The organism is Variovorax sp. GW823-FHT04F07 (assembly GCF_058795995.1).
This window is the reverse complement of the sequence record NZ_JBXAIG010000009.1, coordinates 92625-116107: the sequence shown is the minus strand read 5'-3', so window position 1 is coordinate 116107 and position 23483 is coordinate 92625. Positions and strand designations below refer to the sequence as shown.

The following is a 23483-nucleotide window of genomic DNA, read 5'->3' as shown; positions in this document are numbered from 1 at the left end:
CGCACTCGTTTGTCAATTCCAGCGCCTCGGTCGCGCCGTCCACGGGGAACTCCCGGCGGCGCGCCGGCTCTGTACTGCGGTACCCACAGGAGAACCTTTTCCATGAAACGTCGTGACTTTTCGCTGGCCGCCACTTCGATCGGGCTGCTTTCGCTGGCTGCCGTTCCGGCACACGCCCAGCGCGCCCCCAAGGCCGGCACCGATTTCCTCGTGCTCGACAAGCGCGTGCCCGTCGATGCACCCGCCGGCAAGGTCGAGGTGGTCGAGTTCTTCTCGTACAACTGCCCGCATTGCAACGACTTCGAGCCCTCGCTCGAAGCCTGGGTCAAGGCAGCCCCGAAGGAAGTGGCGTTCCGCCGCATCCCGGTGCCCTTCGTGGGCAACGACGTCGAGGCTAAGCAGCGCCTGTACTTCACGCTCGAAGCCATGGGCAAGCTGGAGGAATACCACCCGAAGGTGTTCGCCGCGATCCACGCGCAGCGCCAGAACCTGAACGGCGACGCCAACATCCAGGCCTGGGCCGAGCGTGCCGGCCTCGACGGCGCCAAGTTCAAGGAAACCTTTGCGTCCTTCGGCGTGGCCAGCAAGGCCCGCCGCGCGGCGCAGCAGACCGAGGCCTACAAGGTCGCCGGCGTGCCGGCCCTGGCCGTGGCGGGCCGCTGGTATGTCGACGGCGAAACCGCCGGCAGCATGTCCAAGGTGCTGCAGGTCGCGACCTTCCTCATCGGCGAAGCCAAGAAGGGCTGATCGACCCGGCGACCTGCTTTCTTGGTCGAATGCAAGGCCCGCTTCGGCGGGCTTTTTCATTGGCGGCGGTGGGCAATCGCCATCCCACGCATACAATGTTTCAGAGCAAGTTTCGTGCCTTTATGACATTGCCCTCCATCCCCACATTCCCCACCCTTCGTCGCCTTGGCCGCCTGGCTTTCGGTGCGCTGTTGCTGGCCGGTGCCGCCTCGGGCGCCCTGGCCGAAACCGCCGACCGCACCAAGCCGATGAACATCGAGTCCGACTCGATGCGCTACGACGACCTGAAACAGACCAGCGTGTTCACCGGCAACGTGCTGGTCACGAAGGGCACGATCATCATCCGCGGCGCGCGGCTGGACGTGCGCCAGGACGCCGAGGGCTACCAGTACGGCGTGGTCACGGCGGCGCCCGGCAAGCTGGCCTATTACAAGCAGAAGCGCAACGCCGGCGACGAGTGGATCGAGGGCGAGTCGGAAGTCATCGAGTACGACAGCCGCGCCGACAACGTCAAGTTCATCCGCCGCGCCGTCATGCGCCGGCTGATCGGCGCCACGGCCAACGACGAGAGCAGCGGCGCGCTGATCGTCTACGACCAGAGCAACGACACCTACACCGTCAACGGCTCCCTCGTGCCGCCGAACGCCGGCGTCTCGGCGGGCGGCGGCGGCCGCGTGAAGGCCATCCTCACGCCGAAGGCCGCCGCGGCCCCGGCGGCGGGCGGTTCCGCACCGGCAGCCGGCGGCAAGAAGCCTGCGGCCCCGGCACCCACCCCCGCGCCCGGCGCCGGGCTGCGCCCGAGCACCACGCTGGGCGGCCCCGAAGGGGAAGGGCGCAAGTGATCGAAACCGCAGGAACCCAGACCGCCGACGGCATTCCGGGCAGCCGCCTCGTAGCGCGCGGCCTCAAGAAGAGCTACGGCAGCCGCACGGTCGTGAAAGACGTCTCGCTCGATGTGCAAAAGGGCGAGGTCGTCGGACTGCTCGGCCCCAACGGCGCGGGCAAGACCACCTCGTTCTACATGATCGTCGGGCTGGTGCGCGCCGACGCCGGCGAGATCACCATCGACGGCGAGCCCATCGCCCACATGCCCATCCACCGCCGCGCGCGCATGGGCCTGAGCTACCTGCCGCAGGAGGCCTCGATCTTCCGCAAGCTCACGGTCGAGGAAAACGTGCGCGCCGTGCTCGAGCTGCAGCGCGAGCCCGACGCCAACGGCCGCATGATGCCGCTGACCAAGCAGCACACCGAAGAGCGACTGGCCGACCTGCTGGCCGACCTGCGCGTGGACCACCTGCGCGATTCGCCCGCGCTCGCGCTGTCGGGCGGCGAGCGCCGCCGCGTTGAAATTGCACGCGCGCTGGCCACGCAGCCGCGCTTCATCCTGCTGGACGAGCCCTTCGCCGGCATCGACCCGATCGCGGTGATCGAGATCCAGCGGATCATCAGCTTTCTGAAAGAGCGCGGCATCGGCGTGCTCATCACCGACCACAACGTGCGTGAAACGCTGGGCATCTGCGATCACGCGTTCATCATCAGCGACGGGCACGTGCTGGCACAAGGCACACCCTCGGAGATCGTCGACAACGCCGAGGTACGCAGGGTGTACCTGGGCGAGCACTTCCGCATGTAAGGGAGGGTCGCGTCTCCATGAAGCAAGGGCTGTCCCTTCGCGTCTCGCAGCATCTGGCCTTGACGCCACAGCTGCAGCAGTCGATCCGGCTTCTGCAGCTCTCCACGCTCGAACTGAGCCAGGAGGTGGAGCAGATGCTGGACGAGAACCCGTTCCTCGAACGCACCGCGGAAGAAGCGGCGCGCGAGGAGTTCGGGCTCGATGCTGTCGACACGCCCGTGCCGCGCGACGATGGCGGTGAAACCGGCGAAGGCGATTTCGCCCCGGGGCCGACCAGCAGCGCGACGACCACCGCCAGCGAAACCACGTCCACGCCCGAATCCGATGGCCCCGCCGCCGAGATCACCGAGCGCGAGCCCGACTGGGAAGGCGACGGCACCGTCGAGATGGCACCCGACGACAGCGAGTGGGGCAGCGACGCACCCGCACGCCAGAACAACCTGGGCGACGACGAGCGCGCCGACGCCACCGAGCTCGCGCGCAGCCAGGAGTCGCTGCAGTCCTTCCTGCACCGCCAGGCGCTGAGCCTGCGGCTCAACGAGAACGACTGCGCCGCGCTGCGCTTTTTGATCGAATCGCTCAACGACGACGGCTACCTCGAAGACTCGCTGCCCGCATTGGCCTCGGGCCTGGCGGGCGACGACAACGACCAGTTCGACGACCTCGTGCACCACTTCCAGGTGGCGCTCGGCCTGCTGCAGAGCCTGGAGCCCGCCGGTGTCGGCGCGCGCGACCTCGGCGAATGCCTGAGCATCCAGCTGAAAGCACTCGCGAACGAAGACGAGACCGAGGCCGAAGCGCTCATCCGCAAGACCGCCATCGCGATCTGCAAGCAGCCGATGGAGCTGCTCGCGCGGCGCGACTTCAAGCGCCTGGCCACGCTCACGCGCACCAACGAAGAGCTGGTGCGCTCGGCGCTGCAGATCATTGCGCGCCTGGAGCCCAAGCCGGGCCGCCGCTTTGTCGACGTCGAACGCAACATCGTCATCCCCGACGTGATCGTCACCAAGACCGGGCGCGGCACCAACGTGAAGTTCCGCGTCATGCTGAATCCCGAGGTCATGCCGCGCCTGCGCGTGCACGACATCTACGCCGGCGCGCTCAAGTCGCACAAGGGCGAGGGCAGCCAGGCGCTGTCGCAGCGGCTGCAGGAGGCACGCTGGTTCATCAAGAACATCCAGCAGCGCTTCGACACCATCCTGCGCGTGAGCAACGCCATCGTCGAGCGCCAGAAGAGCTACTTCGTGCACGGCGAGCTGGCCATGCGCCCGCTGGTGCTGCGCGAGATCGCCGACGAACTGGGCCTGCACGAGTCGACCATCTCGCGCGTGACCACCGCCAAGTACATGGCCACGCCCTTCGGCACGGTCGAGCTCAAGTACTTCTTCGGCTCGGCGCTGGGCACCGAGACCGGCGGCAACGCGTCGAGCACGGCAGTGCGCGCGCTGATCAAGCAGTTCGTGAGTTCCGAGAGCATCAAGAAGCCGCTGTCCGACAGCCAGATTTCCGAGATGCTGAAAGAGCAGGGCATCGAGTGCGCGCGCCGCACCGTCGCCAAGTACCGCGAAGCGCTGCGCATCGCGCCCGCCAATCTGCGCAAGGCACTCTAGAAGACCGACGATGACGAGCCGCCTGCTGTCGCGCTGTGGGCATTGGGTGGTCGTCGTCGCGGCGGCGCTGCTGTTTGCCGGCTGCGCAACGCTGCCCGACGACGCACCGCGCCCGCCCACCAAGGCCATCGCCGTCTCGACCGACACTGCGCTCGGCAAGATCGCGCTGGCCTCGCAGCCCGACCCCGACCTCAGCGGCTTTCGCCTGATGCCCGGCGGCGACTTCGCCTTCGACACGCGGCTGCAGCTGGCGCGCCGCGCGCAGCGCACGCTCGACGTGCAGTACTACCAGATCGAGAACGACGAGACCGGCCGCTACCTGCTGCGCACCCTGCGCGATGCGGCCCAGCGCGGCGTGCGCGTGCGCCTGTTGATGGACGACCTGTACACCTCGGGCGAAGACGAGCTGCTGCTCGGGCTGGCTGCCACGCCGAACGTGGAGCTGCGCCTGTTCAACCCGTTCCCGGCCGGGCGCGGCAGCCTCTTGAAGCGCTTCACCGCGTCGCTGTTCGACTTCAGCCGCGTTAACCGCCGCATGCACAACAAGCTCTTCATCGCCGACGGTGCGATGGCGGTGGCGGGCGGGCGCAACATCGGCAACCAGTACTTCCGCCGCACCACCGGCCCGAATTTCATCGACCTCGACACCTTCGTCACGGGCGCGCTGATCCCGCGCCTGGGCGTGCTGTTCGACCAGTACTGGAACAGTCCGCACGTGCGCCCGATCGGCGCGGTCGTGCACACCGACCTGCCGCGCGAAGAGCTGCAGCGCCGCTTCGACGCCGCCACCGGCCCCGACACCACGCCGCCGCCGCCCAGGCCCGCGCCCAACGACCTGCTGGGCTACAGCCCGGTGGCCGACGACCTCGACGCCGGCAAGCTCGGCCTGATCTGGACCACCGCCGAGGCGTACGCCGATTCGCCCGACCGCGTGATCGGCAAGACCGCGTCGTACGGCGGCGTGCCGCTGCTCGACGTGGACAGCGTGCGCTACAACGTGGTCGAGCAGATGCGCCGCGCGCGCAGCGAGGTGACGCTGGTCTCGCCCTACCTGATCCCGGGCGCGTCGGGGCTGGAGGTGATGCGCGAGATCCGCGGGCGCAACGTGAAGATCAGCGTGGTCACCAACTCGCTCGCCGCCACCGACGAGCCGCTCGTGCACACCGCCTACCGCCGCTACCGCGCCGACATGCTGGCGCTGGGCGCCGAGCTGCACGAGCTGAGTTCCGCGCGCACGCGGCGCAGCGTCCGCCTCGGCCTGTTCGGCACGTCGGTGGGGCGGCTGCACGCCAAGTCGGCGGTGATCGACCAGCGCATCCTGTTCGTCGGCTCGATGAATTTCGATCCGCGCTCCGAGGTCCACAACACCGAGATCGGCCTGTTCATCCGCAGCCCCGAGATGGCGCAGCAGACCCTGAAGCTGCTCGACGTGCTCAAGCAGCAGGGCGCCTACCGGCTGCGCTTTGCCGAGGGCGGCGATGCAGCGGCAGGCGGCTCGCGGCGCATCGAATGGGTCAGCGAGGAAGGCGGCAAGACCACGGTGTTGCACGAAGAGCCCGACTCGGGCTTCTGGGACCGCACCATGCTCGAGCTGCTGGCGCCGCTCACGCCGGAGAGCCTGCTGTAGCGGCTCAGGTGCCGCGCACCGCCGACCACACGAGCCGCAGGCCCAGCAGGCCCATCACGCCGCCGGCCGCGCGGTCGATCCAGGTCTTGTAGCGCAGGTAGGCCGCGCGTGGCGCGGCCGAGGACAGCGCCAGCGCGACGATCGCGTACCAGCCCGTCTCGATGCAGAAGATCACCGCCGGCACCGCGAGCGCCAGCACCAGCGGCACCTCGCGCGGCAGGAAGGCCGCGAAGATGCTCGCGTACACCACCGCCGTCTTCGGGTTGCTGACCTGCGTGGCCAGGCCGAGCAGGAAGGTGCGTCCGCTGCGGCCCTGGCTTCGGGGCGAGGCGTCCGTGTCGGGCGTGATCGCGAGCGGCTGGCGCGCGCCGCGCCAGATGCGAAAGCCCAGGTAGATCAGGTACGCGCCGCCGAAGGCCTTGATCGCGAGGTACAGGCCCGGCACCGCGAGGAACGCCGCTTGCAGCCCGGCCAGCGCCGCGATGGAGAACGCCAGCCCGCCAGCGCCCATGCCCAGCGCCGCCGCGAGCCCGTCGCTGCGCGAGGCCACGGCGGTGCGCGCCACCATCACGAAGCTCGGGCCCGGGCTCATCGCGCCCACGGCCATGGCGCCGGCAATGCCGAGCAGGGACAGGAGGTGGGCGTCGGTCATGAGTGGACTCCGGTGGGGGATGGGTTCATTGCACGTTCACGGCTTCGACCTGCACCAGCAGCTTCACCTTGTTCTCGAAGCCGAAGTTCAGGCCCCAGGTGATGCCCCAGTCGCTGCGCTGCACGGTGGCCTCGAAGTCGCCGCCGCAGACCTGGCGGTTGATGAGCGGGTTCAGGTAGCAGTTGAAGCGCACGGCCTTCAGCGTCACCGGCTTGGTCTGGCCCATGAGCGTGAGCGTGCCGGGTACATCGGTCACCTTGTCGCCGCTGAAGTCGATGCGCTCGGCCACGAAGCGGCCGGTGGGGAATTCGGCCACGTTGAAGAAGTCCTTGCTCTGCACGTGGCGGTTGAGCAGGTCGACGCCGGTGTTGATGGAGCTGATGTCCATCGTGATGTCGACCTTGCCGCCGGTGCCGCTGCCGTCGATCTGCACCGAGCCGTCCTTGGTGCTGAAGCGGCCGCGGTTGGTGGTGGTGCCGTAGTGGCCCATCTCGTACATCACGAAGGTGTGGGTCGGGTCGATCACGTAGCTGGCGTTCTTGACCGGCCCGCCCGCGGGCTTGGCGGCCAGCGGCGGCGCGGTGTATTCCTGGGCCGTGGCGGCCAGGGGCAGGGCCGCGCCCGCGCAAAGGGCCGCGGCGAAGAAGAGCTTGTTCATGGCAAGGGAAGAAGGATGCATGGGAAATGAAATCGTCGTCACAGCGGCCCGAGGCCCGCGAGCGTCAGCTTGAAGCGCACCTGCACCTCGTTGCCAACCACCGAGGTGTCGGTCCATTCGCCGTCGCCCACCTTGTAGTCGAGCCGCTGGATCGTGAGGGTGCCCGTGGCGACCGAATACGCGCCGCCCGACGACACGATGCTCACGGGCACCGTCACGTACTTGCTGACGCCCTTGATGGTGAGCTTGCCGGCCATCTCGAAGCGGCCCTCGCCCAGCGCCTTGATGGCGCTCGAGCGGAAGCTGGCCTGCGGGAAATGCGCGGTGTCGAACCAGGTCGGCTTGGGCAGCTCGGCATCGCTCATGGGCACGCCGAAGCCGGCGCTGGCGGTGTCGATCTGCAGCACGACCGAGCCGCCCTCGGGCTTCTTCGGGTCGAAGGCGACCTGCGCGTCGAAGCGCTTGAAACTGCCTTCCACCGGCACGCCCATCTGCTTGCTGACGAAGGCGATCTGGCTTTTCTCGGGCACCAACTTCGCGGTGGTGGCCGGCATGGGTTCGGCCGCGGCGTGCAGCGCGAGGCCGAGGAGGGCGGCGGTGCCCCACAAAAGACGGGTCGTCATCCGGCGGATTCCTTGCGTGGCGCGGGCCACATGCGTTGCAACAGACCGTCGTGGTCGATCCAGTGGTGCTTGAGCGCCGCCGCCACGTGCAGCAGCGTGACGCCGGCCAGCAGGAAGGCGCTGCGCTGGTGCAGCGGCTTGAGCACGGCCTCGGCGAAGTCCTTGTCGACCGCCACCAGGTCGGGCAGCGGCAGCAGGCCGAACCACACGACCGGCACGCCCATGCCCGAGCTGTAGGCCCAGCCGAACAGCGGGACCGCGAAGAACAGCAGGTACATCAGCGCATGGCTGATGCGGTGGGCGGCCCGCTGCCAGGTCGGCATGGCCGCCAGCACCCGTGCCGACAGCGGCGGCGGGCGGTGCGTGAGGCGCCACAGCAGCCGCAGCGCCGACAGCAGGAGGATGGTGATGCCGGCCCACTTGTGCCAGCTGTAGAGCTTCAGGCGCTGGGGCGAGAAGGGCAGGCCCGTCATGTAGAGCCCGACGCCGAGCGAGCCGACGATCATCGCCGCGAGCAGCCAGTGCAGGGCCATCGCGACCCGCCCGTAGCGGGGCTCGCGCAGGGCGGCGGCGCCAACGGCAGGGGCGGAAAGTGGTTCGACGGGCATCGGGGCAGGGGCGGCGGCGGCCTGTGCGCGGAGCATAGCTCGGAAGCGATGACACCGCAGCGGGGCCGGCCCGCGCCGAGCGCTACGTCGACGACGGCGGTTGCTGCTGCTGCTGCTGCTGCTGCTGCTGCTGGGCCCGCAGCAGCACGCGCCGCAGCGCGTCCGGCTGCACCGGCTTGCGCAGCGCGTGCCAGCCGCGCGTGGCGGCCAGCTGCTGCGTGGCCTCGGTGATGTCGGCCGAGATCAGCGCGATCGTCAGCGCGGGCTTGCGCTGCGCCAACCGCTCGGCCAGCGCGATGCCGTTGAACGCGCCGGGCAGGCGGATGTCGCACAGCGCCGCGTCGAGCGCGTCCAGGTCGGCCAGCGCGAGCGCCTCGGCGGCGCTGGCGTAGATGCGCGGCGCCACGTGCCAGTGCCGCAGCAGCGCCGAGAGGCTGTCGGCCACCACGATGTTGTCTTCGACCACCAGCACGGCGAGGCCGGGGCGCAGCTCGGCGTCGGCGTCGGGCTCGTCCAGCGCCACGGAGGGCGCGGGGGCCGGCACGGCCGCCGCACCGAGGCGGGCCGCCGGCAGCTCGAAGCTGAAGACCGAGCCCTTGCCCGGCGCCGAGCGCAGCGCGACCTCGATGCCCAGCTGCCCCGCCAGCCGCCGCACGATCGCCAGCCCCAGGCCGTGGCCGTGCTGCAGGTTGCGCTCCACGTTGCCGACCTGCTCGAAGTCGTCGAACACGCGCGTCTGCGATTCGGCCGCGATGCCGATGCCGCTGTCGCGCACCTCGACGCGCCACGCGCGCCCGGTGTCCGTGCCGGGCCGGCGGCGCGCCCGCACGGCCAGCAGCACGCGCCCGCGCGGCGTGAACTTGAGCGCGTTGTCCAGCAGGTTGGAGAGCACGCGGCGCAGCGCCACGGCGTCGGTCCAGGCCACCGCCTCCGCCGGGCAGCGCACCGCGACGCGGCCTTCGCCGGCCTGGCGCGCCAGCTCGTTCAGCAGCGGCGCCAGCGCCACCGCCGCCGGGCGCAGCGGATCGACCGCCGCCTCGATGCGGCCGATCTCGAGCAGCTGGTTGGTCAGGCCCTCGAGCGCCTGCTGCGCGCGCGAGAGCGAGGCCACCGTGTGCTGCACGGCCGCGCTGTCGGTGCCGTGCTGCAGCTGCTGGCGCAGCACCTCGGCCTGCAGCCCGATGGCCATCACCGGCTGGCGCAGGTCGTGGTTGGCCGCCGAGAAGAAACGCAGCCGCTCGGCCTGGGCCTGCTCGGAGGCGCGCAGGCCGGCCAGCGCCTGTTCGCGCAGCGTGCGCTCGTTCAGGCGCAGGCCGATGTTCTCCTCGAGCTGGCGCGAATGGTCGGCCACCAGCTTCCACATCATCGCGGTCAGGCCGATGCCGATCACCGCGACGGCCATCATCACCGGCGCCCCGAGCCACAGGCCCGTGACGATCACCGGCGCCAGCAGCAGCGTGATGGCCAGCTGCGTGGCCGGCGTGTAGAACGACACCGAGAACGCCGACGACAGCGTCATGCCCATGAGGATCAGGCCCAGCAGCAGCTGCAGGTCGGGCCGCTCGGGGTTGAACAGCAGCACGCCCGCCAGGCCGTGCGCCAGCTCCCAGATGGCCGTGCGCAGCGTGTGCTGGCGCTGCGCGGCGCGCAGGGTGGCGGGGGTGAAGGGCTCTGGCAGGCGCTGCGGAAAGAAGCCGCGCATCACCGTGACACCGGTGACCAGCGCCAGCCACACCAGCGCGCGCACCGGCGAGAACTGCCAGGCGAAGAGCGCCGCCACGCCGCAGTTGAGCAGGTACTGCACCAGCAGCACCGGCCCGAGCGGACGGATCGACAAGCGCAGCACTTCGCACTGGATCGCGAAGCGGTGGTCGCCGTCGCGGGCGTCTGCCGGGGGGGCCGCGGAGGCGGGGGTGGGCGTCATGGGCAAATCGACTATATAGAGAAGGCCCCAGCCCCGGCGACAATGGGGGCCCTTAGCGGGCTTCCCGATGGCCGACTTTCCGTGAACGATCTCTCATTTTTCCTGCCTTGCGCCGCCGGCGTCGAGGAATTCCTTGCCCAGGAGGTGCATGCCCTGACCGGCCGTGCCGGGCAGGACCTGCTCACCCTGCGCGGCGGCGTGCGCGTGCGCGCCGACTGGCGCGACGGCCTCAAGCTCAACCTGCACAGCCGGCTCGCGCAGCGCGTGCTGGTCGAACTGGCCCATGGGCCCTACCGCAACGAGAACGACCTGTACGCCATCGCCAACGGCGTGGCCTGGGAGATCTGGTTCACGCCCAAGCAGACCTTCAAGATCGAGACCACGGCCCAGCACAGCCCGCTGCAGAGCCTGAACTTCGCCACCCTGCGCATCAAGGACGCCGTGGCCGACCGCTTCCGCGCCAAGGCCAACGGCGTGCGCCCGAGCATCGAGACCCAGTGGCCCGACTGCCGCATCTTTGCGCACCTGACCACCGACAGCTGCACGCTGTACATCGACACCTCGGGCGAGCCGCTGTTCAAGCGCGGCTGGCGCCAGGACAAGGGCGACGCCCCGCTGAAGGAAACCCTGGCCGCCGCCATGCTGGCCGCCAGCGGCTGGTGGAACCCCGAGACCGGCGAGGTCGCGAAGGCCCCGCTGTACGACCCCTGCTGCGGCAGCGGCACCATCGCCATCGAGGCCGCGCAGATCGCCAGCGGCATCGCGGCGGGCTCGCTGCGGCGCTTCGGCTTCGAGAAGCTGCTGCCGTTCCAGGCGCATGTCTGGGCCGCCATCAAGAATGAAGCCGCCAACGCGCAGCATGCGAGCGCCATCGCCGTCTTCGGCTCCGACGTGTCGCACCGCATGGTCGACTTCGCCGAGCGCAACGCCGAACGCGCGGGCGTGGCGGGCGCCATCGAGTTCCGCGGCGGCGACGCCTTGCAGCGCATGCCGCCGGCCGAGGGCGGCGTGATCATGCTCAACCCGCCGTACGGCGAGCGCATCGAGGTCGGTGGCGTGGCCCGCTTCGGCGCCCGCGAAGCCGCCCAGACCCCGGGCGACGGTGAAGGCGGCGACGGCGGTGACTTCTTTCCGCAGCTCGCCACCCACTGGAAGAAGAACTACGCGGGCTGGACCGCCTGGGTGCTCACGCCCGACCTGAAGCTGCCCAAGCAGATGCGCCTGAAGGAGTCGCGCCGCGTGCCGATGTGGAACGGCCCCATCGAATGCCGGCTGTTCCGCTTCGACATGGTGCGGGGCTCGAACCGGGCGGCGCCGCCAGACGCCGGCACCTGAATCAGCTCTGCAGCTTCAGGCCTGCAATGCCCAGGAAGATCAGCGCGATGCACGCCAGCCGCAGCGGCGCCGCGCTCTCCTGGAAAAAGAAGATGCCGATCAGCGTGACGCCGATGGCGCCGATGCCGGTCCAGATCGCGTAGGCCGTCCCGACCGGCAGCGTCTTCATCGCGGCGGTGAGCAGCACGATGCTCGCCAGCGCGGCGCCCAGGCCCAGCGCGCCGGCGCCGGGGCGCTCCCAGCCCGCCGCGGCCTTCAGCGCGAGGGCCATCACGATCTCCACCAGTCCGGCGGCAAGCAGAAGAAACCAGGCCATGGTGTTCGCTCCTTTCACAGCAGCTTGATGATGGCCACGCCGAGCAGCAGCACGGCCACGCCCGCCATGCGCAGGCCCGACACCGGGCGCTGCGGCAGCCGGAACCAGCCGTAGCGGTCGACGAACACCGACGCCACCTGTTGCCCCGCCACCGTCAGCCCGACCGCGGCCGCGGCGCCGATGGCCGGGATCGCCGTGAACACCGTCGTCACATAGGCCGCGCCCGCCAAGCCACCGAGCCAGCCCCACCACGGCATGCCGCGCAGCGCGGTGCCTTGCGGTGCGACCGCCGCAGGGGCGGGCGCACGCCGGAACAGCGTGACGAGCAGCAGCGCCAGGGCCATTGCCAGCGTCGCCACGAAGAAGCTCACCGCGCCCACCGCGAAGGGCGCGCCCAGGTCCTGTCGCAGCAGGCCGTTGACCACGCCCTGCACCGGCAGCACCGCGCCGGCCAGCAGCGCCAGCACGATCCAGCCGGCCTTGCCCGCCAGCGCCTGGCGCAGGCTGCCGGCCTGCCCGGCGACGATGGCTCCGGCCCCGAGCAGCACCGCCAGCGTGCCGCCGGCCATGGCCGGTGTCAGCGCCTTGGGTGCCACGCCGAGCAGGCCGAAGGTGTCGAGCGCGAACGAGGCCAGCATCTGCCCCGCGATGAACAGGCCGACCGCCGCCACCGCGCCCAGGCGCGGGAACAGCAGGATGGTCGAGACCACGTAGAAGGCGCTGGCCGTGCCGCCGATCACGTGCCACCACGGCACGCCCGGCAGGCCGGCCAGCGCCGTCAGCGTGCCCGTGGCGAGCGCCACCGCCAGCAGGGCCAGCGTACCGACCGACAGCTGCAAGGTCGTGGCGGTGAACGGGCTGCCCGTGGCCTTGGAGAGCTGGGCGTTGGCGCCGGCCTGCACCGCGAGCAGGCCTCCGGCGACGAGCGAGGCGGGAATGAAAAACGCGTCCATGGTGGGTCGACCTCCGTGTGGTGTGGATGAGGGGCAGGCGAATCGCGGCCCCCTGCGGACGACTGTAGGATCGGCACGTTTGCAAAGCCATTCGAAAAAATCGCATCCGGGGTATGCATAAATGCAGGACACAGACTGGGACGACTTTCGCGTGTTCCTGGCCGTGGGCCAGGCCGGCTCGCTCTCCGGCGCCGCGCGGCAGCTGGGTGTGAACCACTCCACCGTGCTGCGGCGCCTGGGCGCGCTCGAGGCGCGCATGGCGGTGCGCCTGTTCGACCGCCTGCCCGCCGGCTACGCGATGACGCTGGCCGGCGAGGCGCTGCGCGAGCGCCTGCAGGGCGTGGGCGAGCAGATCGACGCCGCGCAGCGCCACCTCATGGGGCTCGACCTGCGGCTGACCGGCGTCATCCGCATCACCAGCACCGACACCTTCATGGCCGGGCTGCTCGGACCGATCCTGGCGGACTTCCGGGCGCTGCACCCGGGCATCGAGCTGCAGGTGGTGATGAACAACCTCTTCCTGAGCCTGACCAAGCGAGAGGCCGACGTGGCGATCCGCCCGACCAACGCCCCGCCGGACCACCTGGTCGGGCGCCGGGCCGGGCGCCTGCAGACGGCGGTGTACGCGTCGAAGGCCTACCTCGCGAAGCACCCGGCGACGACCCCGCTGGCTGCGCACGACTGGGTCGCGCCCGACGAAGGCCTGTCGCACCTGCTGCAGGCCAAGTGGCTGCGCGAGCAGGTGCCGCCGGCGCGGATCGCGGCGCGCGTCGACAGCCTCGTCGGCATGACGCAGCTCGTGAAGCGCGGCCTGGGCCTGGGCATGCTCCTGTGCATGCTGGCCGACGCTGAGGAGGAGCTGGTGCAGGTCGAGCCGCCGCGGGAGGCGCTCGACACGCAGGTCTGGGTGCTGACGCATCCCGACCTGAAGGAGGTCGCGCGGATCAAGGCCTTCACCGACTTCGCCTACGCGCGGCTCGTCGCCGACGCGAAGGTGCTGGCCATGCCTGCGGGGCGGCCGGCGGCGCGCTAGCTGGCGGCCGTGGCGCCCGCATGGTGCAACATCGGCGCTCGACCGTTTTCACGCCCCCCATGACCTTGCCTGCCTCCGACCTCGTCGTCATCGACACCAACATCGCCCTCGACCTGCTGGTCTTCGAAGACCCGGCCTGGGCGCCACTGGTCGACGACCTCGCACGCGGCGCGCTGCGTTGGCTGGCCACGCCCGCGATGCGCAGCGAACTGGAACGCGTGCTGGGCTACCCGCTGATCGCCCGGCGCATGGCGCAGCGCGAGCTGACGATTCCCGTGGTGCTCGCGGATTTCGATGCGCGCGTGCAGCTGGTGACCGAGGTGCCGGCGCGCGCGCCCTGCGTGTGCAGCGATCCGGACGACCAGGTGTTCATCGACCTGTCCGTCGCGCACGGGGCGCAGCTGTTCAGCAAGGACAAGGCGGTGCTGTCGATGAAGAAGCGGCTGGCGCTGCGCGGTGTGGCGGTGCGCTCGGCGCTGGCGTAGGCCACGCCGATCTGGCTCAGGCCTTGTTCAGCTCGTACCACTGTCCCAGCAAGCGCGCGACGGCCCGCACGCGCTGCGTATCCCGCCCCCAGCGCCGGCTGGCCGGCAGCTTCTGCGCCCACTTCATGCGCCGCGCCGCGTTCGCGATGCGCTCGCGCACTTCCTCGTTCACGCTGCTCAGTGCCGCATGCCAGTGTTGGCCTGCGGCCTGCGGTGCGGCGGCCTCGAGCATCATGGCCGTGGAGTGCAGGTAGCTCAGCCAGTCGCGGGCCTGGCATTCGGCCAGGGTCATGACCTCGGAGGGGTCGTCCTCGAAATCGATGTAGCCGATCACGCCGTCGGGGCACTGCACGAGGTTGCGGTCGAAGGCCTGGCTCAGGTGCTGGCCGCACAGGTGCACGGCGGCGATGGCGGCCAGGCCCTCGCGCCACACGGCGAGCAGGGCGGCGGGGCCGGCGGCGGCGGCCTGGTCGATGCGCTCCTGCAGCACCACGGTGGCACGGCCGCTTTCGCCGAGGTCGGAAATCAGCAGCCCGTCGGCCTGCTGCGCCAGCACGATCGGCACGCGCAGACCCGCCGCGGCCAGTTGCTTCAGGCGCCGTGCCTCGGTGGCGATGGCGGCCTCGCCGCCCGGGTTGGGCACGGGCTTGATCACGTCGAGGCCGGCCAGCCGCGCGGCCAGCGCCATCACGCGATAGCCCCATTTGCCGTGGCGCGGGCCGGCCTTCTTGAGCCAGACGCGTTCGCTGCCGAAGCGGTGGCTGGCCACGTTCTTGGCCTGCCTGGGCAGGGTGACGCGCAGGAACTCGGCGTAGTCGCCGGGCGCCGAACCCGGGGCGTCGTCGAGCGGCGCGGGCGCCGATGCGGCGCCCCGTTGGCTGTACAGGCGCGTCGCGGCGCCTCCTCGTCTCAGTGGATTCATGCGGCCATGGCGAAGCCCGGCGCCAGCAGCCCGTGCGGGCCCTGCGTCACGGGCTGGAAACTCTGTGCACTGGCCAGCGGCCAGTAGGTGCGGAAAACGGTGTGCTGGTTGTCCAGCGGCCCGAGCAGCGCGCCGGGCTGCACCTGCATCACCAGGTTGCTCAGCAGGCGCACCTCGGTGTCGGAGATGCGGCGCACGATGTGGTGCGCGGTGATCTGCTGCGGATGGTCGAGGCCCGCGGCCTGCACCAGCTCCTGCAGCGCATGCAGCGTGCTGCGGTGGAAGTTGCGCACGCGGTCGGCCTTGGTCGGCACCACCAGCGCCTGCTGGCGCACCGGGTCCTGCGTGGTCACGCCGGTGGGGCAGTGGCCGGTGTGGCAGCTCTGCGCCTGGATGCAGCCCAGCGCCATCATGAAACCGCGCGCCGCGTTGCACCAGTCGGCGCCCAGCGCCATCATGCGGGCCACGTCGAAGGCGGTGATCACCTTGGCGGCGCAGCCGATCTTGATGCGGTGGCGCAGGTTCACGCCGATCAGCGTGTTGTGCACCAGCAGCAGGCCTTCCTGCAGGGGCGCGCCGACGTGGTCGCTGAACTCGACCGGCGCCGCGCCCGTGCCGCCCTCGGCGCCGTCGACCACGATGAAGTCGGGCGTGATGCCGGTGGCCTGCATCGCCTTGACGATGCCGAACCATTCCCACGGGTGGCCCAGGCAGAACTTGAAGCCGGTCGGCTTGCCACCCGACAGCTCGCGCAGCCTGGCGACGAAATGCATCATCTCGGTCGGCGTGGAGAACGCGCTGTGCGACGAGGGCGAGACGCAGTCCACGCCCACCGGCACGCCGCGCGCCGCCGCGATCTCGGGCGTGACCTTGGCCGCCGGCAGCACGCCGCCGTGGCCGGGCTTGGCGCCCTGGCTGAGCTTGATCTCGATCATCTTCACCTGCGGGTCGCGCGCGTTGGCGGTGAAGCGCTCGGCATTGAAGGTGCCGTCGTCGTTGCGGCAGCCGAAGTAGCCCGAGCCGATTTCCCAGATCAGGTCGCCGCCGTGCACGCGGTGGTGCTGCGAGATCGAGCCCTCGCCGGTGTCGTGCGCAAAGCCGCCCATCTGCGCGCCCTGGTTGAGCGCGAGGATGGCGTTGGCCGACAGGGCGCCGAAGCTCATTGCCGAGATGTTGAACACGCTCGCGCTGTACGGTTGGGTACAGACTTGCGCCAGGTTCGCATCGGCCGGCTGCGGCGTGCCGCCGATCACGATGCGGAAATCGTGCCCGGCCAGCTTCGTGGGCTGCATCGAGTGGTTGATCCACTCGTAGCCTGCGGCCGACACGTTCAGCTGGGTGCCGAAGGGCCGGTTGTCGGGCTCGCCCTTGGCGCGCTGGTACACCAGCGAGCGCTGGGCGCGCGAGAAGGGGGCGGCCTCGGCGTCGCTCTCGATGAAGTACTGGCGGATCTCGGGGCGGATGAACTCGAGCAGGAAGCGCAGGTGCCCGATGACCGGGTAGTTGCGCAGGATGGCGTGGCGCGCCTGGCGCAGGTCGTGCACGCCGGTGCCGGTGAGCACCGCGAACGCGGCCACGCCGATCCACGCGAGCCACAGGTGCGGCGAGGCCAGAACCAGCGCCAGGCAGGCGACCAAACCCAGCACACACAGGGCGAACGCGCTGTAGCGTGCGGGAAACGGAATAATCGTGGGCATAGTCATCAGATGTCGGCTGGAGCCTGCTGCATCATAGAGGGCTGCCCCCAACCTGCCATGACTGCTGCCATGACGACCACACCCGACACCCCCGATACCCCTGACACCGCCCTGGCCGCCTCCTCGCAAGCCCTGGGGCCCGACGATTTCGACGCCCTCGACAGCGCGCTCGACGCCATGCGCGAGCACGACGAGGAAATTCCCCAGTGGGAGTTCTGCGAAGGCTTCATGGCCGCGCTGATCTGCACGCGCCGCCCCATCGACCCCACCGAATACTGGCCCGTGCTGCTGGGCGACCACTTCGTGCCGGCCCAGCACATGGAGTTCGTCTGGAACTGGAAGCGCCGCTGGCGCGAGATCGAGGAAGGCCTCGACGCGCCGGTCGAATCGCTCGAGGACGAGCGCAGCTGGCAGCCCGAGGTGCTCGACACCCGAGGCGCCATCGCCTCGCTGCCCGAGGAAGAGCGTGCCGAGATGGCCGCCGAAGAGATCCCTTCGTTCGCCCAGGTCTGGGCGCTGGGCTTCATGTACGCGGTCGAGAACTGGCCCGAGGACTGGGCCGCCCCGCGCGACAAGGAAGCCGCGCAGATGCTCGACGACGCGCTCGACAACATCGTCGCGCTGACCGAGGACGACACCGCCAAGCCCACGCTGTCGATGTACGACGAGAACGGCCCGCCCAGCGTGAGCCAGCAGCGCCTGGACGACTTCGGCGCCGCAATCTGGGCGGTGTACGACCTGCGCCAGCTCTGGAAGAGCCTGGGCCCGAAGGTCGAGACGATCCGCAAGGAGGCCACGCCCGGCCGCAACGATCCGTGCCCTTGCGGCAGCGGCAAGAAGTACAAGAAGTGCCACGGTGAGTGACTGGGTTGAGTCCCAGGCGTCCCGGACGGCTTGCCGTTCGGGGCGCGCTCCCGCCGACGGGGTACCTTGCTCCGCGAATGTCCCCCGGCCTGCGGCCTCCTCCTTAATTTCGCTGCGCAAGGCACCCCATCGGCGTGAGCGTTGGGCAGTGCAGCTGTTGATCGGCCACACAACGACCGCGCCCATCGTGCGCAGGACACTGGGTGCTTCCCGCAGCGAAATCAAGGAGGAGGGGCGAAGCCCCGGGGGACATTCGCGGAGGGAAGTACCCGGTGGCCTGTGCACGCGCCCTGAATCACAGCAAGAACACTGACGAATCATGAGCCCTGCAGCACAGCCCCTGACACCCCGAGCCGCCTGGGTCATGGTCCTCGCCCTCTGCGCAGGGGTTGCGCTCAGCCAGGCCTTCCGCACCGTCGGCGCCATCATGGCGAGCCCGCTGCAGTCGGACTTTCATCTTTCCGCCCAGGCCCTCGGCATCTTCTCGGGCGCCTTCCACTTCGCGTTCGGCGCGATGCAGCTCTTCATGGGCATCGGCATCGACCTGCACGGCGTGCGCCGCACCGTGCTCGTGGCCTTTCCCGTCGCGATCGCGGGCGCGCTGCTGTCGGCCGTGTCGCCGAACTACCTCGTGCTGGTGGCCGGGCAGGCGCTGATCGGCGTCGGCTGCGCGCCGGCCTTCCTTGTGTGCACGGTGTTCATTGCGCGGCACTTTCCGGCGGCGCGTTTCGCCACCGTGTCGGGCCTGGTGCTGGCCATCGGCGGCCTGGGCATGCTGGCCACCGGCACGCCGCTCGCGTGGCTGGTGCAGGCCTACTCGTGGCGCGCGGGCTTCCTGGTGCTCGCGCTGGCGTCTGCCTTGGCCTGGCTCGCGATCTGGCGCTGGGTGCACGAGCCCGCGTCGGCCGTGCCGCAGGTGAAAGAATCGATTCCCGAAGCCGTGCGCCAGTTCGGCGCGCTGTTCGCCATGCCGCACACGCTGGGCATCATGGTGCTGGGTGCGGTGACGTATGCGGCCTTCATCTCGCTGCGCGGGCTGTGGCTGGGTCCGCTGATGATGGAGCGCCACGGATACTCGCTGGTGCAAAGCGGCAACGTCGCGCTCGTGGTGTCGGTGATCGCGCTGTTCGGCTCGCCGCTGTTCGGCCGTTTCGACCGCGACGGCGCCGCGCGCCGCCGCTGGATCGTGGCCTGCGGCCTTTTCTACGCCGGCCTGTTCGCGCTCATCGCCGTGGTGCATTCCGCCTGGCTGGACATTGCGGGCATGGTGCTCATCGGCGTGCTCTCGGGCTTCATCGTCTGGCAGTACGCCGACGTGCGCGTGGCCTACCCGGCCGCGCTCACGGGCCGCGCGATGGCCGTCTTCACCATGGCGATGTTCCTGGGCGTCGCGTTCATGCAGTGGGGCACGGGCGTGGCCGCCTCGGTGGCCGCGGCGCATGGCGGCGATCCGCTGACCGCCGTGCTGGCGGTCATTGCGGCGCTGCTGGTGACCGGCATCGCCGCCTTCGCGTGGCTGCCCGCGCCGAAGGCGGCCTCCGTCAGATCTTGAAGGCGCGTTGAATGTCCGGCCGCACGAGGTCGGCGTACTCGCGGTGCTTGCGGATGTAGCCCGCGATGAACTGGCACACCGGAATCACATGCCGCCCGTTGGCGCGCGCCTCGTCGAGCACGTGCCTCGCAATGCCCGAGCCCACGCCCTTGCCCTCATGCTCGGGCAGCACCTCGGTGTGCGTGAACATGATCGCGTCGGTCAGCAGGTTGTACTCGGCGTAGGCCGCGAGCTTGCCGTCGAGCGAGGCTTCGTAGCGGTGCTGCGCCTCGTTGTTCGTGAAGGTGAGGGCGGTCGAAGAAGAAGTGGTCATGAGGGTTGGCGTGCAAGAAAAGTGGCGAGGTTGGCGGCGGCGGTGGCGCGCACCTTGTTGCGCAGCATCGGCGTCCAGCCCAGCAGCAGGCCCGGCGTGCCCAGCGCCTGCCGCGACCAGGTCCAGAACGGGAAGCTGTCGCGGTGCGTGGCGATCAGGCCGTCGGGCGTGAAAGTGAAGCGCGCGTCGATGCTGTTGTCGACCAGGCGGCCGGTGGCGCTGAAGCGGTAGTGCGCGTCCCAGTGCGCGCTGCCCGTGCGGGCGTCGGCCTGCACGTCGCGCCAGCTCAGGCGCCACACGTCGGCGCCCTTGGCCTTGGTGGCCTCGCAGAGCATGCGCCACATGCCGCCGATCTCGCGCCGGCCGCGCAACGAAAAAGCCTCGTCGTCGAACACCGCGTCGGGCGCGTAGCAGGCGGCCATGGTGGCGGCGTCGAGTTGCGAGAACGCGCTGTAGAAGCGCTCGATGGTCGGGGCGTGGGTGGCAGCGGTCATGGGGCCTCGGGATGGGTGGTGCCGGATCATCGCCCGGATGCGCCGTGCAAGGAAGTGCACGGGTGATTCCGGGTGTCCCGCATTAACATGCGCCCCGATGCCGGTCCTTGCAGGGCCGGCGCCCTGGCGGTGGCGCAGAAAAACCAGAACCACAGTCGCTGCGCCCGCCGCACACAACCCGAGGGGACGCATCCATGGCCGAGGTGATCAACGACTGGCAGTTCGTCGAGGCCGTCATGGCCGCCCGCACGCTCGAGGAGGTCGCGCAGGTCAACCGCCGCGCGATGCGGGCGATGGGCTTCAACCACGGCGCCTACGTGCTCAAGCGCCCGGTGCCCGCGCCCCGTGCCGACGCCCCCGCGCAGGACGCGCTGGTGTTCTTCCACGACCTGCCCCCGGCGTGGGCCCGCACCCGCTACGAGTCGCTGCGCAGCAGCGCCGGCGAACAGGCCGACGCCCGCGTGCAGCATGTGCGTGCCGGCATGCCGGCCACCGCATGGAGCTGGCTCGGGCAGGTGAGCCACACGCGCGCCGACATCGGGCAGCGCGCCCGCGGCCTGCTGCGCAGCGCCGGCGAGCACGGGCTGAAGGCGGGGCTGACCGTGCCGCTGTGGACGCCCGGCATCGACTGGGCCTTCATGACCCTGACCACCGACGCCACCGCCGACCTGCGCGAACTGCGTGCGACGTTGGCGCCGATGAACTACTTCGCCTCCTGCCTGCATTCGACCGTGCGCCGGCTGCAGGGTGACGCGAAGGTGCCGGTGCTGAGCGCGCGCCAGCGCGAGGTGCTGCACTGGGTGGCCGTGGGCAAGTCGACCTGGGAAATCTCCGAGATCCTGCACATCAGCGAGCGTACCGTGTACTTCCACCTCGTGGGCGCCGCCCGCAAGCTCGACACGCAGGGCCGCACCGCCACCTGCGCGCGGGCCCTGGCGCTGGGCCTGCTCACGCCCTGAGCCGGCCCGACCTACCCCTGTCGGAAACGACAGGGGGTCGCATGGCGCCGCGCGGCGCGGTGCTGCAATCGGCCACGGGCAGGCTGTGTGTCACGCGCCCGATGCTTCAACCGATCGAGCCCATGAGAGAACGCAGAAATTTCGTGCGCCTGCTGGGCGGCGGCCTCGCGGTGGCGGCGGGCGCCACGGCCCTGGCCACCTGGTGGCTCCACGCCGACGTGCCGGCCGCCGCCTTCGAGATCTGGAACGGCCCGGGCGACGAGCCCGATGTGCGCAAGCGCGCCGTCGCCTATGCCGTCACCGCGCCCACGGCCTACAACGGCCAGCCCTGGCGGGTCGACCTGCGCGAGCCCGATGCCATCGTGCTGCACGCCGACCGCGCCCGCGTGCAGCCCGCCACCGACCCCTTCGGCCGCCAGCTCATGATCGGCCACGGCGCGTTCATCGAGCTGCTGGTGATGGCGCTGGCCCAGCAGGGCGTGCAGGCGCGCGTGCAGCTGTGGCCGCAGGGCGAGCTGGTGGGCGATGCACCGCAGCAGTGGCCCGACCTGCCGGTGGCGCGGCTCACGCTGTCGCGCGGCGGCACGCCCGATCCGCTGTTCGCGCAGGTGCTGCGGCGGCGCACGCCCAAGCAGCGCTTCGACACCGGCCGCACGGTGTCGGCCGACATGCTGCAGGGGCTCACCGCGGCCGTGGCCTCGGGGGCGGGTGGGGGCGTGCAATCGGCCGGCACGGTCGACATGGCCCGCGTGCTGCCGCTGCGCAAGCTGTGTGCGGCGGCGGCGCGCGTGGAACTGGTCACGCCCCACACGGCGCGCGAGAACCTGCGCCTGCTGCGCATCGGGCCGCAGGAAATCCTGGCGCACCGCGACGGCTTCTCGCTCAACGACCCGGCGCTGCGCATGGCGGTCGCGCTGGGTCGCTTCGACCGCGAGGTGCCGGCGGCCGAAGACAGCCTCTCCTTCCGGCAGACGCTGCGGATGTTCGAGGACCAGGCCCACACGGCGATGGGCTTCGTCTGGATCAGCACCGGCGGCAACAGCCGCAGCGAGCAGATCGCCGCGGGCCGCGCCTACGTGCGCCAGCAGCTGCGCGCCACCGACCTGGGCCTGGGCATGCAGCCGATGAGCCAGCCGCTCGAGGAATTTCCGGAGATGGCGCCGCACCACGCGGCGGCGCACGACATGCTGATCGGCGCCGCGCCGTCGCGCCATGCGCGCAGCCCGACCGTGCAGATGATGTGCCGCCTGGGCTTTCCGACGGCGCCGGTGCCGCCCGCGCCGCGCCGGCCGGTCGGCGATTTCATGCAGGCCTGAACAGCCCGCGTGCGATCAGCGCGCCAGCAGCTGGACCAGCGTCTGCAGCGCGTAGTGCACCGTGGCCGCGCGCACCGTGGCGCGGTCGCCGTCGAAGCGCCGGCGCTCGGTGCGCACCTGCCCGTCGACCGACCAGCCGAACCACACGGTGCCCACCGGCTTGTCGGGCGAGCCGCCCGCGGGGCCCGCCACGCCGGTCACGGCCACGGCCGCGCGCGCCGGGGCGCCACGGGCAATGGCGCCCTCGGCCATCGCGCGTGCCACGGGCTCGCTCACGGCGCCGTGGGCCTCGATGAGTGCGGCGTCCACGCCCAGCATCTCGGTCTTGGCGGCGTTCGAGTAGGTGACGAAGCCGCGCTCGAACCACACGCTGGAGCCCGCCAGGTCGGTGCAGGCGCCGGCGATCAGGCCGCCGGTGCAGCTTTCGGCGGTGGCCATCATCCAGCCCCGGGCCTGCAGCCGTTCGGCCAGCGTCGCGACGAGCGCGGGGACGTCCTGTTCAGCCAAGGCCGGGGGAGCGGAAGGTTGCATCGGGGTCACCATGCGCGCCACAGCGCAATGACCAGCAGCGTGCAGAAGGCCGCCACGAGGTCGTCCAGAAGAATGCCGAAGCCCGCGCGCCACCACTGCACCCGCGCGGGGTCGTGCGGCTTGAAGGCGGCGTCGGCCCAGCCCACCGGGCCGGGCTTGGCGGCGTCGAAATAACGGAACAGCGCAAAGGCCACGACCTGTGCCCACAGGCCGGCCGGCGTCACCAGCCAGAGCACGAGCCAGAAGGCGACCACCTCGTCCCACACGATGGCGCCGGGGTCGGACACGTTCATGTTCCGCGCAGCGACCGTGCAGGCCCACCAGCCGATCGGCAGGCCGGCCAGGATGATCCAGCCGATGGTCGCGGGCGTGAACCACAGTTGCATCACCACGAACGCGGCCCAGGCCCACAGCGTGCCCACGGTGCCCGGCGCGAAGGGCGACAGCCCGGAGCCGAAGCCCAGCGCGATGAAGTGCGCGGGGTGCGAGAGCAGGAAACGCAGGGTGGGGCGACGCATCGGGGGACGGGGCAGGGCGCCGGTGGTGGCGGAAGAAGAATCCATCGAGGAAGAAGGGGAAGAAGAAGCGGCGTGCATCGGTTTCGAAGTGTCGCGCATCCTGTGCGACGGCA

General features: G+C 70.5%; 25 protein-coding genes. 12 read left to right on the top strand and 13 right to left on the bottom strand.

Annotated features, from left to right (window positions below):
- The first annotated feature begins 102 nt into the window (after nt 1-102).
- From AC1RAA_RS29125 to AC1RAA_RS29105, 5 genes are all read left to right on the top strand, one after another.
- Nucleotides 103-747 carry a thiol:disulfide interchange protein DsbA/DsbL gene (locus AC1RAA_RS29125; RefSeq protein WP_070063733.1) on the top strand — a complete coding sequence of 215 codons (645 nt, stop codon included), beginning with the start codon at nt 103-105 and terminating at the stop codon, nt 745-747.
- 122 nt (nt 748-869) lie between these two features.
- Complete coding sequence (lptA, locus tag AC1RAA_RS29120; protein WP_492732353.1) at nt 870-1589, top strand: lipopolysaccharide transport periplasmic protein LptA; 720 nt, start codon at nt 870-872, stop codon at nt 1587-1589.
- Nucleotides 1586-2380, top strand: coding sequence for an LPS export ABC transporter ATP-binding protein (gene lptB / locus AC1RAA_RS29115; protein ID WP_070063734.1), 795 nt, complete (start codon nt 1586-1588; stop codon nt 2378-2380). The genes lptA and lptB overlap by 4 nt, the downstream gene beginning before the upstream one ends.
- Nucleotides 2381-2397: 17 nt before the next feature.
- Entirely contained in the window at nt 2398-3990 is a 1593-nt protein-coding gene (gene rpoN / locus AC1RAA_RS29110; protein WP_492732352.1) for an RNA polymerase factor sigma-54, read from the top strand.
- A 10-nt stretch (nt 3991-4000) separates the two neighbouring features.
- Nucleotides 4001-5617 (top strand): phospholipase D family protein, encoded by a 1617-nt coding sequence (locus tag AC1RAA_RS29105; protein WP_492732350.1) that lies wholly within the window; start codon nt 4001-4003, stop codon nt 5615-5617.
- A gap of 4 nt (nt 5618-5621) precedes the next feature.
- Here the strand turns inward: AC1RAA_RS29105 and AC1RAA_RS29100 are convergent, their stop codons facing one another.
- From AC1RAA_RS29100 to AC1RAA_RS29080, 5 genes are all read right to left on the bottom strand, one after another.
- Nucleotides 5622-6269 carry a LysE family translocator gene (locus AC1RAA_RS29100; protein ID WP_095949694.1) on the bottom strand — a complete coding sequence of 216 codons (648 nt, stop codon included), beginning with the start codon at nt 6267-6269 and terminating at the stop codon, nt 5622-5624.
- Between the two features lie 25 nt (nt 6270-6294).
- Nucleotides 6295-6927, bottom strand: coding sequence for a YceI family protein (locus tag AC1RAA_RS29095; RefSeq protein WP_492732348.1), 633 nt, complete (start codon nt 6925-6927; stop codon nt 6295-6297).
- A 38-nt stretch (nt 6928-6965) separates the two neighbouring features.
- On the bottom strand, nt 6966-7550 hold the full coding sequence (locus AC1RAA_RS29090) for a YceI family protein (protein ID WP_062480316.1): 585 nt from the start codon (nt 7548-7550) through the stop codon (nt 6966-6968).
- Nucleotides 7547-8158: a cytochrome b gene (locus AC1RAA_RS29085; protein ID WP_062480330.1), complete on the bottom strand. Its 612-nt coding sequence runs from the start codon at nt 8156-8158 to the stop codon at nt 7547-7549. The genes AC1RAA_RS29090 and AC1RAA_RS29085 overlap by 4 nt, the downstream gene beginning before the upstream one ends.
- A gap of 82 nt (nt 8159-8240) precedes the next feature.
- The gene (locus AC1RAA_RS29080; RefSeq protein ID WP_492732347.1) at nt 8241-10082 is read right to left on the bottom strand and encodes a sensor histidine kinase; all 1842 of its coding nucleotides are present in this window, start codon (nt 10080-10082) and stop codon (nt 8241-8243) included.
- A gap of 81 nt (nt 10083-10163) precedes the next feature.
- On the opposite strand from AC1RAA_RS29080, the gene AC1RAA_RS29075 reads away from it, so the two are divergent.
- Nucleotides 10164-11417, top strand: a complete 1254-nt coding sequence (locus AC1RAA_RS29075; protein WP_492732345.1) for a THUMP domain-containing class I SAM-dependent RNA methyltransferase — start codon at nt 10164-10166, stop codon at nt 11415-11417.
- Between the two features lies 1 nt (nt 11418).
- Here the strand turns inward: AC1RAA_RS29075 and AC1RAA_RS29070 are convergent, their stop codons facing one another.
- Nucleotides 11419-11733 (bottom strand): DMT family transporter, encoded by a 315-nt coding sequence (locus AC1RAA_RS29070; protein ID WP_139702170.1) that lies wholly within the window; start codon nt 11731-11733, stop codon nt 11419-11421.
- A gap of 14 nt (nt 11734-11747) precedes the next feature.
- Nucleotides 11748-12686 carry a DMT family transporter gene (locus tag AC1RAA_RS29065; protein WP_492732343.1) on the bottom strand — a complete coding sequence of 313 codons (939 nt, stop codon included), beginning with the start codon at nt 12684-12686 and terminating at the stop codon, nt 11748-11750.
- A 121-nt stretch (nt 12687-12807) separates the two neighbouring features.
- Between AC1RAA_RS29065 and AC1RAA_RS29060 the strand changes: the two genes are divergently transcribed.
- Both AC1RAA_RS29060 and AC1RAA_RS29055 read left to right on the top strand, forming a co-directional pair.
- Nucleotides 12808-13719 (top strand): LysR family transcriptional regulator, encoded by a 912-nt coding sequence (locus AC1RAA_RS29060; RefSeq protein ID WP_489059946.1) that lies wholly within the window; start codon nt 12808-12810, stop codon nt 13717-13719.
- A 59-nt stretch (nt 13720-13778) separates the two neighbouring features.
- On the top strand, nt 13779-14204 hold the full coding sequence (locus tag AC1RAA_RS29055; RefSeq protein WP_139702167.1) for a PIN domain-containing protein: 426 nt from the start codon (nt 13779-13781) through the stop codon (nt 14202-14204).
- Nucleotides 14205-14220: 16 nt separating this feature from the next.
- Here AC1RAA_RS29055 and AC1RAA_RS29050 read toward each other — a convergent pair whose 3' ends face one another.
- Complete coding sequence (locus tag AC1RAA_RS29050) at nt 14221-15126, bottom strand: BUD32 family EKC/KEOPS complex subunit (RefSeq protein ID WP_062480302.1); 906 nt, start codon at nt 15124-15126, stop codon at nt 14221-14223.
- On the bottom strand, nt 15123-16823 hold the full coding sequence (locus tag AC1RAA_RS29045; RefSeq protein ID WP_070063746.1) for an FMN-binding glutamate synthase family protein: 1701 nt from the start codon (nt 16821-16823) through the stop codon (nt 15123-15125). The genes AC1RAA_RS29050 and AC1RAA_RS29045 overlap by 4 nt, the downstream gene beginning before the upstream one ends.
- A 69-nt stretch (nt 16824-16892) precedes the next feature.
- On the opposite strand from AC1RAA_RS29045, the gene AC1RAA_RS29040 reads away from it, so the two are divergent.
- Nucleotides 16893-17687 carry a UPF0149 family protein gene (locus tag AC1RAA_RS29040; RefSeq protein ID WP_062480299.1) on the top strand — a complete coding sequence of 265 codons (795 nt, stop codon included), beginning with the start codon at nt 16893-16895 and terminating at the stop codon, nt 17685-17687.
- A gap of 364 nt (nt 17688-18051) precedes the next feature.
- The gene (locus tag AC1RAA_RS29035) at nt 18052-19239 is read left to right on the top strand and encodes an MFS transporter (protein ID WP_492732340.1); all 1188 of its coding nucleotides are present in this window, start codon (nt 18052-18054) and stop codon (nt 19237-19239) included.
- Here the strand turns inward: AC1RAA_RS29035 and AC1RAA_RS29030 are convergent.
- Entirely contained in the window at nt 19229-19552 is a 324-nt protein-coding gene (locus AC1RAA_RS29030; protein WP_307587648.1) for a GNAT family N-acetyltransferase, read from the bottom strand. The two genes, AC1RAA_RS29035 and AC1RAA_RS29030, sit on opposite strands and share 11 nt — an antisense overlap.
- Entirely contained in the window at nt 19549-20046 is a 498-nt protein-coding gene (locus AC1RAA_RS29025) for a nuclear transport factor 2 family protein (protein WP_070063749.1), read from the bottom strand. Before AC1RAA_RS29025 ends, AC1RAA_RS29030 begins: the two co-directional genes overlap by 4 nt.
- Nucleotides 20047-20240: 194 nt before the next feature.
- Here AC1RAA_RS29025 and AC1RAA_RS29020 point away from each other — a divergent pair, with 194 nt between their 5' ends.
- Together AC1RAA_RS29020 and AC1RAA_RS29015 are read left to right on the top strand one after the other, a co-directional pair.
- Nucleotides 20241-21005, top strand: a complete 765-nt coding sequence (locus AC1RAA_RS29020; RefSeq protein WP_139702162.1) for a helix-turn-helix transcriptional regulator — start codon at nt 20241-20243, stop codon at nt 21003-21005.
- 122 nt (nt 21006-21127) lie between these two features.
- Entirely contained in the window at nt 21128-22321 is a 1194-nt protein-coding gene (locus AC1RAA_RS29015; protein WP_492732337.1) for an Acg family FMN-binding oxidoreductase, read from the top strand.
- Between the two features lie 15 nt (nt 22322-22336).
- Here the strand turns inward: AC1RAA_RS29015 and AC1RAA_RS29010 are convergent, their stop codons facing one another.
- A complete protein-coding gene (locus AC1RAA_RS29010; RefSeq protein ID WP_492740683.1) occupies nt 22337-22852 on the bottom strand; it encodes a CinA family protein in 516 nt (171 codons plus the stop codon).
- Between the two features lie 5 nt (nt 22853-22857).
- Nucleotides 22858-23415, bottom strand: a complete 558-nt coding sequence (locus AC1RAA_RS29005) for a phosphatidylglycerophosphatase A family protein (protein WP_235926901.1) — start codon at nt 23413-23415, stop codon at nt 22858-22860.
- Nucleotides 23416-23483: the final 68 nt, after the last annotated feature.